The sequence below is a fragment of the Hymenobacter citatus genome (assembly GCF_014333615.1).
Lineage (GTDB): Bacteria > Bacteroidota > Bacteroidia > Cytophagales > Hymenobacteraceae > Hymenobacter > Hymenobacter citatus.
The window spans coordinates 301584-315190 of sequence record NZ_JACSCY010000002.1 but is presented as its reverse complement, the minus strand read 5'-3'; the positions used below and the strand labels follow the sequence as shown (position 1 = coordinate 315190).

At 59.3% G+C, this 13607-nt stretch carries 12 protein-coding genes; 5 read left to right on the top strand and 7 right to left on the bottom strand.

Annotated features, from left to right (window positions below; genetic code table 11):
- Window positions 1–107 precede the first annotated feature (107 nt).
- The 5 genes from H8B15_RS03635 to H8B15_RS03615 all read right to left on the bottom strand — a co-directional run bounded on the left by H8B15_RS03635 (window position 108) and on the right by H8B15_RS03615 (window position 7427).
- Complete coding sequence (locus tag H8B15_RS03635) at window positions 108–3275, bottom strand: efflux RND transporter permease subunit (protein WP_187318301.1); 3168 nt, start codon at window positions 3273–3275, stop codon at window positions 108–110.
- A 161-nt stretch (window positions 3276–3436) separates the two neighbouring features.
- Complete coding sequence (locus tag H8B15_RS03630; RefSeq protein WP_187318300.1) at window positions 3437–4588, bottom strand: efflux RND transporter periplasmic adaptor subunit; 1152 nt, start codon at window positions 4586–4588, stop codon at window positions 3437–3439.
- A 63-nt stretch (window positions 4589–4651) separates the two neighbouring features.
- The gene (locus H8B15_RS03625; RefSeq protein WP_187318299.1) at window positions 4652–4951 is read right to left on the bottom strand and encodes a hypothetical protein; all 300 of its coding nucleotides are present in this window, start codon (window positions 4949–4951) and stop codon (window positions 4652–4654) included.
- A gap of 152 nt (window positions 4952–5103) precedes the next feature.
- Window positions 5104–6468 carry a HAMP domain-containing sensor histidine kinase gene (locus H8B15_RS03620; RefSeq protein WP_187318298.1) on the bottom strand — a complete coding sequence of 455 codons (1365 nt, stop codon included), beginning with the start codon at window positions 6466–6468 and terminating at the stop codon, window positions 5104–5106.
- Window positions 6469–6749: 281 nt separating this feature from the next.
- Window positions 6750–7427 carry a winged helix-turn-helix domain-containing protein gene (locus H8B15_RS03615; protein WP_187318297.1) on the bottom strand — a complete coding sequence of 226 codons (678 nt, stop codon included), beginning with the start codon at window positions 7425–7427 and terminating at the stop codon, window positions 6750–6752.
- A gap of 227 nt (window positions 7428–7654) precedes the next feature.
- On the opposite strand from H8B15_RS03615, the gene H8B15_RS03610 reads away from it, so the two are divergent.
- The 4 genes from H8B15_RS03610 to H8B15_RS03595 all read left to right on the top strand — a co-directional run bounded on the left by H8B15_RS03610 (window position 7655) and on the right by H8B15_RS03595 (window position 10232).
- Entirely contained in the window at window positions 7655–8086 is a 432-nt protein-coding gene (locus tag H8B15_RS03610; RefSeq protein ID WP_187318296.1) for a hypothetical protein, read from the top strand.
- Entirely contained in the window at window positions 8083–8787 is a 705-nt protein-coding gene (locus H8B15_RS03605; RefSeq protein WP_187318295.1) for an SCO family protein, read from the top strand. The genes H8B15_RS03610 and H8B15_RS03605 overlap by 4 nt, the downstream gene beginning before the upstream one ends.
- On the top strand, window positions 8784–9200 hold the full coding sequence (locus tag H8B15_RS03600) for a c-type cytochrome (RefSeq protein WP_187318294.1): 417 nt from the start codon (window positions 8784–8786) through the stop codon (window positions 9198–9200). The genes H8B15_RS03605 and H8B15_RS03600 overlap by 4 nt, the downstream gene beginning before the upstream one ends.
- 75 nt (window positions 9201–9275) lie before the next feature.
- Entirely contained in the window at window positions 9276–10232 is a 957-nt protein-coding gene (locus tag H8B15_RS03595) for an enhanced serine sensitivity protein SseB C-terminal domain-containing protein (protein ID WP_187318293.1), read from the top strand.
- A 133-nt stretch (window positions 10233–10365) separates the two neighbouring features.
- On the opposite strand, the gene H8B15_RS03590 is transcribed toward H8B15_RS03595, so the two are convergent.
- Entirely contained in the window at window positions 10366–10887 is a 522-nt protein-coding gene (locus H8B15_RS03590; protein WP_187318292.1) for a DUF2062 domain-containing protein, read from the bottom strand.
- A 100-nt stretch (window positions 10888–10987) separates the two neighbouring features.
- On the opposite strand from H8B15_RS03590, the gene H8B15_RS03585 reads away from it, so the two are divergent.
- Window positions 10988–11929 carry a YihY/virulence factor BrkB family protein gene (locus tag H8B15_RS03585; protein ID WP_187318291.1) on the top strand — a complete coding sequence of 314 codons (942 nt, stop codon included), beginning with the start codon at window positions 10988–10990 and terminating at the stop codon, window positions 11927–11929.
- Window positions 11930–12104: 175 nt separating this feature from the next.
- On the opposite strand, the gene H8B15_RS03580 is transcribed toward H8B15_RS03585, so the two are convergent.
- Window positions 12105–13448, bottom strand: coding sequence for an NAD(P)/FAD-dependent oxidoreductase (locus tag H8B15_RS03580; protein ID WP_187318290.1), 1344 nt, complete (start codon window positions 13446–13448; stop codon window positions 12105–12107).
- Between the last annotated feature and the right edge of the window lie 159 nt (window positions 13449–13607).

Genomic DNA, 13607 nt, shown 5'->3' with positions numbered 1-13607 from the left:
GCTAGAAAAGCTACGTTCTGAATGTCGTTCAACGACGTTTACCACCCCGCCCTGCGGGCACTCCTCCTTAAAAAAGGAGGGGAATTCGTTCTAGCTTCTCAACCGCATTATGCTATAGCATGGGCGGTTTCTTCGGGCACGGGTTCTACCGGACTGTGCTCATCCTCCACAGGCTCTTTCTTGTCTCGCGAAAACAGCACGTACAGCCCCGGAATCAACACTACCCCTACCAGCGTACCGATGAGCATACCGCCCGCCGCCGCCGTACCGATGCTGCGGTTGCCGAGCGCACCGGCGCCGGTGGCAATGGTAAGTGGCAGCAGACCGGCAATAAAGGCGAAGGAGGTCATCAGGATGGGGCGCAGGCGGGAGTAGCCGCCCTCCACGGCCGCATCCAGCACCGAGGCGCCCTGCTTGCGGCGCAGCACCGCAAACTCAATAATGAGGATGGCGTTTTTACCCAGCAAGCCAATCAGCATCACCAGCGACACCTGGGCGTAGATGTTGTTTTCCAGCCCCAGCAGCTTCAGGAACAAGAACGCCCCGAAAATACCGGCCGGCAGGCTCAGGATAACCGGCAGCGGCAGCAGGAAGCTCTCGTACTGAGCGGCCAGCAGCAGGTACACAAACAAGAGCACCACCGCAAACACGTACAGGGCCTGGTCGCCGGACAGTACCTGCTCGCGCGTCATGCCCGACCACTCGTAGCTGTAGCCGCGGGGCAGCTCTTTGGCCGCTACCTGCGCCACGGTGTTAATCACGTCGCCGGAGGAGAAGCCGTTGGCGGCGTCGCCGTTGAGCATGGCCGAGGTATACATGTTGTAGCGCGTGAGCTGCTCGGGACCGTACACGCGCTCCAGGCGCACAAAGGTGGAGTAGGGCACCATCTCGCCCCGGTCATTTTTCACGTACATTTTCAGCACGTCCTCGGGCTTGGTGCGGAAGCCGGGCGCGGCCTGCACCATCACCTTATACATCTGCCCGAAACGGATGAAGTTGGAGGCGTAAAACGACCCCATCAGGGTTTGCAGGGTGCTCATGGCCTTGTCGATGGTCACGCCTTTCTTGGCGGCCTGCTCCTGGTCTACGTGGATGAGGTACTGCGGGAAGCTGGCGTCGAAGCTGGTGAAGGCCGAGCCCACGGCGGGCGTTTTTTGTAAGGCCTGAATGAAGTCGTTTGAAACCTGCGCGGTCTGTTGCAGGTCGCCGCGGCCAGTGCGGTCCAGCAGGCGCAGCTCGAAGCCGCTGCTGTTGCCGAAGCCCGGCACCGTGGGCGGGGGTAGGAACTGAATATCCGCGTCTTTGAGGTAGCGCGTCTTCTCCTCCAGCTGGGCAATCATGTCCTGCACCGACTCCTCGCGGTCGTCCCAGGGTTTCAGGTTGATCATGCCCATGCCGTAGGAGGCGCCGGCCACTTCCGTGGTCAGGCTGTAGCCAGCCAGCGTCGATACTGATTCCACTGGCCCCAGCTTTTCAGCAATGCGCTGCACCTCGTCGAGTATTTTCTCAGTGCGCTCCACAGTGGCGCCGGGCGGCGTGGTCACGTTCACGTAGATCATGCCCTGGTCTTCGGTTGGGATGAAGCCCGTGGGTAGGATGGTGGTGATGCCGTAAGTGGCTACAAAGAACACCAGCATCAATCCAATGGTCACCACGCGGCGGTTGGCCACCACGCGCACCAGCTTCTGGTAGCGCAGGGCCAGGCCCTCGTAGTAGCGGTTGAAGCCACCAAAAAAGCGGCCCATGAGGCCTTTTTGCTCGCCCTCCGGCGCGTGGCGCAGCAGCAGCGCGCACAACGCCGGCGTGAGCGTAAGGGCATTGATACCCGAAATGACAATAGAAAATGCCAGCGTAAGCGAGAACTGCCGGTAGAACACGCCCACCGGACCATCCATAAACGACACCGGCACGAACACCGCCGACATCACCAGCGTGATGGCGATAATGGCGCCGCCAATCTCGTGCATGGCCGCAAACGTGGCTTCCTTCGGACTCATGTGGTCCTCGGTCATTTTCACGTGCACGGCCTCTACCACCACAATGGCGTTATCGACCACAATACCAATGGCCAGCACCAGCGCAAACAGCGTGAGCAGGTTGATACTGAAGTCCAGCAGCTGCATAAAGAACAGCGTACCAATGAGCGCCACCGGCACGGCCAGGGCCGAAATGAGGGTAGAGCGCCAGTCTTGCAGGAAGATAAACACCACCAGGAACACCAGCACAAAGGCCTCTACCAGCGTGCGCAGCACCTCATGAATACTGGCATCGAGGAAGCGTGACACGTCGTAGGCGATGTTGTAGGTCATGCCGGGCGGGAAGCTTGTGCCTTTCAGCTCGGCCATGCGCTTCTTCACGTTTTCGATTACCTCCGAGGCGTTGGAGCCGGGGCGCTGCTTGAGCATGATGGCCGCCGAGGGGCGCCCGTCAATCTTCGACGTCATGCCGTAGTTCAGGGAGCCGAACTCGATGCGGGCCACGTCTTTGAGGCGCAGCACCGAACCATCGGGGGTAGCGCGCACCACAATGTTTTCGTACTGCTTGGGCTCAAACAGCTTACCCGTGTAGCGCAGCACGTACTGTAGTTCCTGGTCGGCGCCGCCCGAGCTTTCGCCCGATTTACCGGGGGCCGCCTCTACGTTCTGCGCCCGAATGGCTTCAATCACCTCGTCGGCCGACACGTTCAGGGCCACCATGCGGTCGGGTTGCAACCATACGCGCATGGAGTACTCGCGCGAGCCCATGATTTCGGCGAATCCTACCCCGTCAATGCGCTTCAACTCCTGCAACACGTTGATATCGGCGAAGTTGTAGATAAACTTCTCCCCCACCGACTTATCGTCGCTCATAATATTGAGGTAGAGCAGCATGCTGTTCACCTCTTTCTCGGTGCTTACGCCTGCCTTAATTACTTCCTCCGGCAGCTCGTCAATTACCGTTTGCACGCGGTTCTGCACGTTCACGGCCGCCAGGTCGGGGTCGGTGCCTACCTGGAAGAACACGGTGATGAGCGTGATGCCGCTGTTGGTACTCACCGAGGTGAGGTAGGACATGCCCGGCACCCCGTTGATGGCGCGTTCCAGGGGCGTAGCCACGGCTTTGGTACACACCTCCGCGTTGGCGCCGGTGTAGCGCGCCGTCACGGTTACGGATGGCGGCACGATGTCGGGAAACTGAGTGATGGGCAGCTGAATCAGGGCCAGCAGGCCCAGAAACACGATAACCAACGAAATAACCAGCGACAGTACCGGCCGGCGAATGAAGATATCGAACATAAAGGAGGGTAGGGATGCTTAGGTGAGGTAGTGGGGAAGAGTAGTATGTTGCCCGTCATGCGGAGCGGAGCGAAGTCGAAGTATCTTGCTTGCTAGTAATCCATTTACTATCTGTCGTCAGCACGCGAGATGCTTCGGCTGCGCTCAACATGACAATAGCCTTACTGCGCTTCGGCCAGCAGGGTCTTCATGGCCACGGGCCGGGCCTGAATGGTGTTGCCGTCGCGCAGATCCTGCACGCCTTCGTACACGATTCGCTCGCCGGGTTTCAGGCCCGATTTCACTACATAGAAGTCCGACAGGCGGGCCTGGGGCGTGAAGGACTGCTGCTTGATTTTGCCATTTGCGCCTACCACAAACACGTAGTTTTTGTCCTGGGTCTCAAACACGGCGCGCTGGGGCACTAGCAGGGCATCTTTCACGGCGTTTTGGAGACGCACCCGGCCGCTGGCGTTGTGCTTGAGTAGGCCCTCGGGGTTAGGAAAACGTGCCCGGAACGCAATGGAACCGGTGGTTTCCTCAAACTCGCCTTCCATCGTTTCGATGCGGCCGCCGTGGCGGTAGGGCGTGCCGTCGGCCAATACCAGCGTCACCGAGTCTTTGCCTGACTGCTTGGTACGCTGGCGGGTTTTGGCATACTCCAGGTACTCATTCTCGGCCACATTGAAGTAAGCGTACACGGCGCCCAGGTCCGACACGCTGGTGAGCAGCGTGCCGTTGTCCACGAGGCTACCCGTTTTCAGCGGAATCCGGTCGATGATACCATCAAAGGGGGCTTTGATGAGGGTGTATGATAGGTTGAAGTTGGCATTGGCGCGGGCAGCACGAGCCTCCTGCACCATCGATTGGGCGGCGCGCAGCTTGGCTTTTGCCACGTCTAGCTCGGAAGAAGCAATGATGTTTTTCTTTACCAGCATCTGCACCCGGTTCAACTCCAACTCTGCTACCTGCTCCTGCGCCTGAGCGTTGCGCACGTTGGCCGCTGAACTGGCCAGGCGCTCTTTGTACTCGCTGGCATTGATGCGGAACAAAGGCTGGCCTTTCTTCACAACCTGGCCTTCATCCACGTAGATGTGCTCCAGAAAACCCGGTACCCGTGCCCGCACATCCACGTTGCGCACCGCTTCAATATCGGCTACATAATCGTGGTGCAGGATGGTGTCGCGGGGGGCTAGCTGCACCACCGGCACCTCCGACACTTCCGATTTGTTGGTATCGGCCTGACTTTTTTCAGAACAACTGCCTAGTGTAGCAGCGGCCAGCGGTAAAACAACCCAGAAAAACTGGCGGAAGGAGGAATCCGAAAAAGACACGGAGAGAGAGTAAAAAGGTGTAAAAGGATTGATTCACAAACAGAAAAAAGCGGCCCGTGGTCGTCAGAGACCTGCCGCTGCCGTGGCCGCCGCCTCATGAGTGGCTTCACTTACTAGTAAGCTATCCTTACGTAAATGTTCGGCCTGACAGCGAGCCAACATGGCCCGAGTGAGACGTAATTCTTCGGTGGCATTGGGCACGCTGGGCAACTCGTCGTCGTCCTCGTCGTCGTCGGAACCCAGCCAGCCTACCCAGGTGGTGTCGTTCTGCGGCAGCACGAGGTAGCAATTCAGCGCCGTGGAGAGCAACAGGGCTCCCAACAGCAGCCAAATCAGCATGATGTGCCGGCTATCTTGTTGCATTCGGTTTTCGGGCTTGTGTACTACAAAAGAACCCGCCCGGCGTTAGAACCGTCTTAGAACAACATTAGAAAAGATTAAAATGGTGACTGGGCTAAGGAAGAAATAACGTTCTTCCTTAGCCCAGCCCCTCTGTCCTTCCACAACCCAATCCCTCACGCAGCGGCCAGCAGCACCGTGGCCGTGGTGCCTGTGCCAGGCTCCGAGGCCAGCGTGAGGTGCCCGCCGTGGCGCTGCACAATCTTGCGGGTGATGGGCAGGCCCAGGCCATGGCCGGGCACGTGGCGGCCGCTCTCACCGCGGTACAGGGGCTCAAATACGTGCGCCAGCTCGGCGGGGCTCATGCCGCTGCCGGCATCAGTGATGGTAAGGCGCACGGTGGCGGGGTCGGCGTAGCCCAGCGTACTGCGTACAGCCCCACCGGAGTATTTGCAGGCATTGTCCAGCAGGTTGAACACCACGGTGGTGAGCAGGTGCGCGTTGCCGGTCACCATAAACGGGTCCTCCACATCGTCAGGCAAATCGTCGAAATCGAGGCGAATGGTACGGGTAGGGTATTTGGCCTTGCACAGCGTCAGGGCCTGGGTCACGCACTCATCCAGGCGTACGGGCTCGCGCCGAAAGGCCGTATCATCGGCTTTGGCCAGGGCCAGCAGGTCGTTGGTGAGAGCAATCAGGCGGCGGATTTCCTCCATCGCCGACGCGGTACTCTGGCGGGCCTCGGTGAGGTCGTGGTCGTAGGCCAGGGAAGTTTCCAGCGTGCCCAGCAGGTTGGCCAGGGGTGTGCGCAGCTCGTGCGAGGCGTGCGACAGAAAGCTTTTCTGCGACTCAAAGGCCTGTTCCAGACCGCTCAGCATTTCATTGAAGGTGATGGCTAGCTGGGCAATTTCGTCGCGGCGGTTGCCTTCGGCTACGCGCCGGCTCAGGTTGGAGGCCGTGATGCGCTTCACCTGTCGCACCACGCGGGCAATGGGGCGCAGGGCTTGGTCTGTGAAGTACCAGCCCGCCAGGATAATCAATACCAACGCCCCCAGATTGCCCACCAGCAGCAACAGCCGCAGCTTGGCAAACTCCCGCGCCCCAAACACATCCTGCCCCACCAGCAGCACACGATAGCTCCGGCCTTGGTGCGGGTAGAGGATGCCTACCCCCTCGCGCCCATTTAGCTGAAAATGCGCCGGCCGCGTGCTTTTAATTTGCTTGAGGTAGACAGAATCGGACAAGGGGTGCAATGGCTTGCCTAAACCGTATACCAACTGATTCTGCTCGTCGTAAATGCCGATGTACTCCTGGTGCATGGTCAGCAGATCAGCGCGGCGGAAGCTGCGCAGTACGGCCGTATCCAGGTTGGCCCGCCGGATGAGCAGCCGCGCCGCCAGTACTGCCTTACCTTCTAGGCGATGGTAGTAGCGCTGCTCTCGCGAAAACGCGCTGAAATAGTAAATAAACGCCGACAGCGCCAGCTGAATGCCTACCACCAGCAGCGTAAAGCGCAACAACAGCTTATTCCGAATCAGCAAGAGGCAAAATGGTGAAGTTGTGAAAAAAGAACGGTACCGCCCTCGCTCGGCTATGCCGAGTGAGCACTACGATCCAGCAGCTGTGCTGCGCGCGTCTGCCTGACGCTGGGTTGATATGGTGCAAGCGGCGCGGACGGATTCGGGGCACAGCCCCTCAAACGTAAGGCTCACTCGGCATAGCCGAGCGAGTGCGGAGAGCGAGAGCGAGTGCGAGTGCGAAAAAAGCGAGTACGAAAAACGAGGGCAAAAACTCACAATTTCACAAGTTCACCACTCACCATTCACCCTTCCCGCATCACATAGCCCATGCCTACCACCGTGTGGATGAGCTTAATAGGGTAGCCTTTGTCGAGCTTTTTGCGCAGGTAGCTCACGTATACGTCGATGACGTTGGTGTTGGTATCGAAGTTTAGCTCCCACACTTTTTCAGCAATATCCACCCGCGAAATCACCTTGCCGCGGTTCAGCAGCAGGTATTCCAGCAGGGCGTATTCCTTGGTAGTTAGCTCGATGCGCTGGCCGCCGCGGGTCACGATTTTCGATTCCAGATTCAGCTCCAGGTCGGCCATGCGCAGCACGCGGCGCACGGCGCTGGCCTCGGTGGCGCGGCGCGTGAGCACGCGCGTGCGCAGCAGCAGCTCTTTGAACTCGAAGGGCTTCACGAGGTAGTCGTCGGCGCCGGCCTCGAAACCCAGCACTTTGTCGTCGAGGCTGTCGAGGGCGGTGAGCAGCAGCACGGGCACGGTGGGGTGCAGCTGGCGGCTCAGGCGGCACAGCTCCAGGCCGTTGAGGTAGGGCAGGTTCACGTCCAGAATCACCAGCGCGTAGCTGTTCTGCCGCAGCAGCGACTGGCCCACGCGCCCGTCGTAGGCCACTTCAATGTCGTAGCCTTCATTGGCAAAGCCTTTCTGAATAAACGAGGCCAGCTTGGGTTCGTCTTCGACGAGCAGCAGTTTCATGCTGTAAAGATAGAGGTGGGGAGAGTGAGAAAAGGAGGAATGGGGATAAGAACTCTGTCAGCCTGAGCACAGCGAAGGACCTTCTCACGTAAGAACGGCAAGCGCAACAACGACTCGTCCACACGTGAGAAGGTCCTTCGCTGCGCTCAGGATGACAAACGCCCTACCCCCCACCCCCCACCCCCACACCCTCCTACCCTCACGCACTCTTTTATACCTTTGCCCGCGTGAGAACGTCCACTTTCCTGCTAGGGCTGCTGACGCTGGCTGCCCTACCCGCCTGTTTGTCGCTGGAAAGCGATAAGCAAAAAGAAGAAGCCGCCGAAAAAGCTGTGCTCAGCAAGCACGACGAAGCCATGGCCCAAACCACTGGCCCGGTGTACGAGCTGCGCCAGCAGCTCCAGCAGCAACCCGGCCCCGACACGGCCCGCACAGGCCGGCAGGTACGCAGCCTGCTCCGCGCCGAAGCCGCCATGACTGGCTGGATGCACCAGTACCGCCGCCCGGCCGACTCTACCGCCCACGAGCAGAAGTTGCAGTATTATGCCCAGCAGCAGCACAAAATCGACTCCGTGGCTGTTCTCATTTCCAGTAGCCTCGACTCGGCCCGGCAAGTGCTGGCCGCCGGCGCGGCGCCTACCCCTAGTTCCGCTCCATGATTCGTTTTGCCCTGCGCCGTGCCCTCGGCCCGCTGTTTGTTGGCCTCGGCAGCCTCGCGCTGCTGCCCGCCTGCTCGTCGTCTTCCGCTGATCAGCAAACTGCCCAGCTGCCCTACATCGGCGAGCGGGAAGTGGTGCCCAGCCCCACCGGCGGACCCGCCGACACAGTGTACGCCACCATCCCTACCTTCCATCTCACCGATCAGGCCGGGCAGCCCGTCACCAACGCTACGTTCAAAGACAAGGTATACATCACCGATTTCTTCTTCGCTACCTGCCCCAGCATCTGCCCCAAAATGCAGAGCGAGCTGCTGCGCGTGTACGAGAAATACAAGGACAACCCGCGCGTGGTGTTCCTGTCGCATACCATCGACCCGGCCCATGACTCCATTCCCGTGCTGCGCGACTACGCTGAGCGCCTGGGCGTAACCGACGCCTCGCGCTGGCACTTTGCTACGGCCCCTCACGACACCGTTTTTGCGCTGGCGCGCGCCTACATGACGGGTGCTCAAGTAGATAAAGAAGCGCCCGGCGGCTTTGCCCACACTGGTGCCTTTGCGCTGGTAGACCCCAACCGCCACGTGCGCGGCATCTACGATGGTTTGAATAAGGATGAGGTGGACCGCCTGATTAAGGAAATTCCGGTGTTGTTGCAGGAGGTGAGTGCTACCCCGGCCACCGCTACGGCCCCGCAGCCGTGAGGCGCTGGTGGCTGCGCGGCGCAGCAGGTCTGGCAGCCGCCAGCGTACTGGTTAGCTGTTTTTCTACCCGCCAAAATGAGGGCGAGAAGCTCTACGCCACGCACTGCGCCAGCTGTCACGGTGAGCAAGGCGAGGGCCTGCGCCGCCTGATTCCGCCCCTGGCTGGTGCCGACTACCTGGCGAAGCAGCGCGCCGCCCTACCCTGCCTGATCCGCAAGGGCCAGCAAGGACCCATTGTGGTGAACGGGGTGACCTTCAACCAGGTGATGCCCGGCCACAACGACCTTACCGACTCGCAGATCACCAACATCCTCAACTTTGTGCAGCAGCAGTGGGGCAACCAGAACCAAACCTACACCATCCGAGAAGTGTCGGAGCTGCTGGATGCCTGCCACGGCAGCGACGGCCAGTAATTGGCTGCGCAACCGCGCAAATTTGTCCCAAATTGCCTAGCTTGGCCTTTCTAATTCGTTATTGATTCCTTTCCTATGGGTCTGTTTGACTTTCTGAAACCTAAAAACGAGCCGGCTTCTACTCCTACGCCGTCGGCTACGCCTACCCCTTCTACCCCCGAGCAGCCAGCGGCCCCTAGTGGCCCGCGCTACAAAGGTTCCAATTACACCTCGCCGCCGCAAGCCGGTGTGCCGGCGCCGCCCATGCCGCCTATGCCGGAGCCATATATTCCGCCCATGCCCCCTATGCCTGCTTTCGAGCCCACCAACGTGCTCGAGGAGTTGCTGATGCGCGCCGCTGCCGAACCTCATGCTCGCCCTATCTTCTACCGGGCGCTGCTACAGGAAGAAGTAGTGGTGGTGCTGCACCCCCGCGAAGACTTGGAGCCCGGCGAGGTGACGCCTACTGAGGGCATGGAAATTCAGTTGCAAGTGCTCAACGACGGTAAGATTCCGGTGTTCACGTCGCTGGAGCGTGTGAGCGACGGCGCCGTGGAGCAGGAAACCATTTCCTACCTGCGCCTGCGCGGCATCGACCTGTTTCAGATGGTGCAGGGCGCCGATTGTGCTCTCAACCCCTTCTCGCCAGTAGGCAAGCTGCTGCCCGCCGCCGAGCTGGCCGATTTGCTGGCCGGCAACCTCACCAACATCCCTGGGGAGGGCGAAGGCCAGGAAATGCAGGTGATGCTGGGTCCGCCTCACGAGTCGACGGCTGGCTTGGTGGAGGCCGTGCGCACCTACTGCGCCACCAACCCCGACATTGAGGCCGCCTACCTGGCGCAGATGCAGATTCAGAACTCGCCAGAGCCGCCGCGCCTGCTGCTGGCCTTCCACTCCGCTACTGCTAATCCAGATTTCCTGCAGGAATTCGGCCCCACGCTGCAAGAGCACCTCACCAACCAGCCCCAATTGGACATGATGCTCATCGACCCGGCATCAGGCGAGCCTATCAACCAGTATTTCCTGCAAAGCGAGCCAATTTATCAGAAGTAGAAGAAATAAGAAAGGCTGTCATGCTGAGCGGAGTCAAAGCATCTCGCGTGCTGATGTGGGATACTATCTTTCATCAGCACGCGAGATGCTTCGACTCCGCTCAGCATGACAGCCTTTTTGTATCCTATATTCTCTACCCTTCTGCCTCCTCCAGCGCTTTTTTCCGCAACAGCTGCTGGTAGATGGGCCGGGCGCCGAAATACAGGAGGAAACCCAGTGGCACCGCCGACAGTAGCCACAACAGCAGGGCGCCCAGCTCAGCGCGCCATAGTAGCGTGAAGGCGCCGCCCAAATCATGCGTGAACAGGTAGCGCACGCGAGCCAGAGTAAGTGTTTGGGCGTTGGCGCCCAGTAGGGGCGCTCCAAACCGCAGCAGCGGCAGCATAAACAGCAATTGCAAGGGGCTCATCAAGTGGCTGATAAGCAGCATGGCGGCTACGTTCAGGCGTAGGCGCACGGCTGCCAGCGTACCTAGCAGGGTAGTAAACCCCAGCACCGGTACCACGCCCACAGCTACGCCCACGGCCGTGGTAAGGGCCAGCTGGTGCGGGGTAAGTCCCTGCTTGAGCAGATTTTGCAAGGGCAATAGCACCCGGCGGCGTAGCCAGGAAGGCGATGGTTCTGGCGGGGGCGGCGGGGTGGTAAGTTCAACCAAAGCAAGGCAGTTTTTTGAGGCGATGATAAGTGACGGGCATCCCCGCATTGTATCTTCGCAGTTCGCTCCGGCTCTACTCGGCCAGCGAATCAATCAGGGAATGACAAAAGTACGCGTGCCGGGCCAGCCACGGCCAAAAGAGTGGACGGATTTCTTGGTGCTGCTGCGCCGCGCCGGCCGGATGCTGTCGGCCAACGACCCGCTGCGGCTGGGAGCGGCCACGGCGTTTTTCACCACGTTTGCCCTACCCCCCATCGTTATCATTCTGATTCAGGTGCTGGGGTCGCTCTATTCCAAATCTATTGTGCGGCAGATGCTGCTCACCAAAGTGGCCGATTTGCTGGGCGCCTCGGCGGCGGGACTGGTACAGCAGATTCTGCAGAACGTGACCAACGTGGAGCGCAGCCGCACCGTTACGTGGCTGGGTTTTGCGTTCCTGCTATTCATTGCTACTACGCTGTTCGTCGTTATTCAACACTCTCTAAATCAGCTCTGGAGCATCCGGCCGGAGAATGGATTCTCTCCCTTTTCTAATCTGCTTAAGGAGCGGGGGCGCTCGTTGCGCGTACTGCTGGCCACGGCGGGCCTTTCTATGCTGGCCTTTTTGGTGGATGCGTTGCTCTCCCTGTTTGCCCATTCCCTGGTCGATTTCAACGCCTCGTTCGGCTACTACGTTGTGCAAACCCTCAACCGATTGGCTTCTTTGCTGATTTTGATAGCGTGGTTCGCCTTCACGTTTCGCACGCTTAGCCTCGCCATTGTGTCGTGGCGGGCAGTACTACCCGGTGCAGTGCTCACGGCCGTACTCATTGATCTGGGCGAGTTTATCTTGGGCTATCTACTGGTGCCGCGCAACCTCGGTCCTATTTACGGTCCAGCCTCCAGTATGGTCCTGGTACTACTCTTCGTATTCTATTGCGCCATGATTTTCTATTACGGAGCCTGTTTCACGAAAGTATACGCCCACTACATCGGCCACGATATCAAGCCCAAGCGCCACGCCACGCGCTACCGGTTGGTGAATTTGCCGGAAGAGGAATAAATGGTGAAGTGGTGAATGAAAAATACGACTGTCATCCTGAGCTTGCGAAGGACCTTCTCACGCTAGAGCGAGTTGTTGTTACGACTGTCGTTCTCACGTGAGAAGGTCCTTCGCTGCACTCAGGATGACAGCCGTATTTTTCATTCACCACTTCACCATCTCACCACTTCACCATTTATTCCATCTGCTGGCGCTGCATGAATTCCTGCGTCTTCACATCATCTTTCCGCACAAACGGGCTGATAATCACGCGGGTGCCGCTTTGATAGGTGAAGAAGCGGTACACCCAGTTGGCCATTACCACCAGCTTACTGCGGAAACCAATGAGGTAGAAGATGTGCACGAACAGCCACGCGGCCCAGGCTATAAAGCCGCTTAGGTGCTTGCCGCCAGGAAGGTCAGCCACGGCGCGGTTGCGGCCGGTAATGGCCAAAGACCCTTTATCGAAATAAGAAAACGGCTCCAGTATCTCGCCCCGACGTAGGCGGTGCAGGTTCTTGGCCAGGTGCACGCCCTGCTGGATGGCGGGTTGCGCCACGCCAGGGTGGCCATTGGGCCATTTCTCGCTCCGCATCAGGGCAATATCGCCAATGGCAAATACGTCGGGGTAGCCCTGCACCTGGTTGAAGAGGTTGACTAGGTAGCGGCCGCGTTCCACGGTTTCCTTGGGCATGCCCTCTAGTGTGGCGCCCGTTACGCCGGCGGCCCAAATCAGCGTCCGCGCCCGGATTTCTTCCCCGTTTTTCAGCTTCACCACCTGCCCATCGTAGTTTTCAACCAGCGTGTTGGTCTTCACAATCACACCCAGCTCCTTTAGGTCTTCATAGGTGTGGGCGCTGGACACGGGCGACATCGGCGGTAACACGCGGTCGAGGCCCTCTACCAAGTAGATATGCATCTGGCTGAAATCCAGACCGGGATAGTCTTCGGGCAGCACGTGGGCGCGCATTTCGGCAATAGAACCGGCCATTTCTACACCCGTAGGGCCGGCGCCTACCACCACCACGTTCAGCAGCTGCTCGCGCACGGCGGGGTCGCTGGTCATGTTGGCCTGCTCAAATGCCTGCAACAGCTGGCTGCGCAGGTTTACCGCGTCCGACACCTGCTTCAGCGGAAACGCAAACTGTTTCACCTGGTCGTTGCCGAAGTAGTTGGTACGCGTGCCGGTGGCAATTACCAGGTAGTCGTAGCTCAGCTCGCCTACCAGCGTGGTCACGGTTTTGGCCGCCGGGTCGACGCTGGTAACGCGCACCGGGCGGAAGTGAAAGTCGGGGTAGTCTTTGTCGAACAGCTTGCGGATGGGCTCAGCAACTGTATCTGGCTCTAGGCGGGCTGTGGCTACCTGGTAGAGCAACGGCCAGAAACCGAAGTAATTCAGCTTACTGAACATCACCACCTGAAACTCGTGGCCCGCCAGCTTCTTGGCCAGATTAACGCCCCCAAAGCCGCTGCCGATAATAACGACGCGTGGCTTTTTAGTAGCCGGAATATTCAGAGAAAGCGTTTCGGGAGTTACCATATGGCGAAAGAGAACAGTAGAGGGAGAGAACCAAGAGGGGTGAACAGACCACCGCCTTCAGGCATTAACTGCAAAAACGCCCCTGTGGTTTTAGGTAACTTCTCCTCGCTGTTGGGCTTATGCCCGCACTTCCGCCGCTTCGGGCTACCTTTGCGGTTT

What these genes read in the sequence shown, in the direction of transcription:
- H8B15_RS03580 (WP_187318290.1), bottom strand. Translation starts at nt 13,448, where the DNA reads ATGGTAACTCCCGAAACGCTTTCTCTGAATATTCCGGCTACTAAAAAG.
- H8B15_RS03605 (WP_187318295.1), top strand. Translation starts at nt 8,083, where the DNA reads ATGATTCGTTTTGCCCTGCGCCGTGCCCTCGGCCCGCTGTTTGTTGGC.
- H8B15_RS03635 (WP_187318301.1), bottom strand. Translation starts at nt 3,275, where the DNA reads ATGTTCGATATCTTCATTCGCCGGCCGGTACTGTCGCTGGTTATTTCG.
- H8B15_RS03595 (WP_187318293.1), top strand. Translation starts at nt 9,276, where the DNA reads ATGGGTCTGTTTGACTTTCTGAAACCTAAAAACGAGCCGGCTTCTACT.
- H8B15_RS03615 (WP_187318297.1), bottom strand. Translation starts at nt 7,427, where the DNA reads ATGAAACTGCTGCTCGTCGAAGACGAACCCAAGCTGGCCTCGTTTATT.
- H8B15_RS03625 (WP_187318299.1), bottom strand. Translation starts at nt 4,951, where the DNA reads ATGCAACAAGATAGCCGGCACATCATGCTGATTTGGCTGCTGTTGGGA.
- H8B15_RS03585 (WP_187318291.1), top strand. Translation starts at nt 10,988, where the DNA reads ATGACAAAAGTACGCGTGCCGGGCCAGCCACGGCCAAAAGAGTGGACG.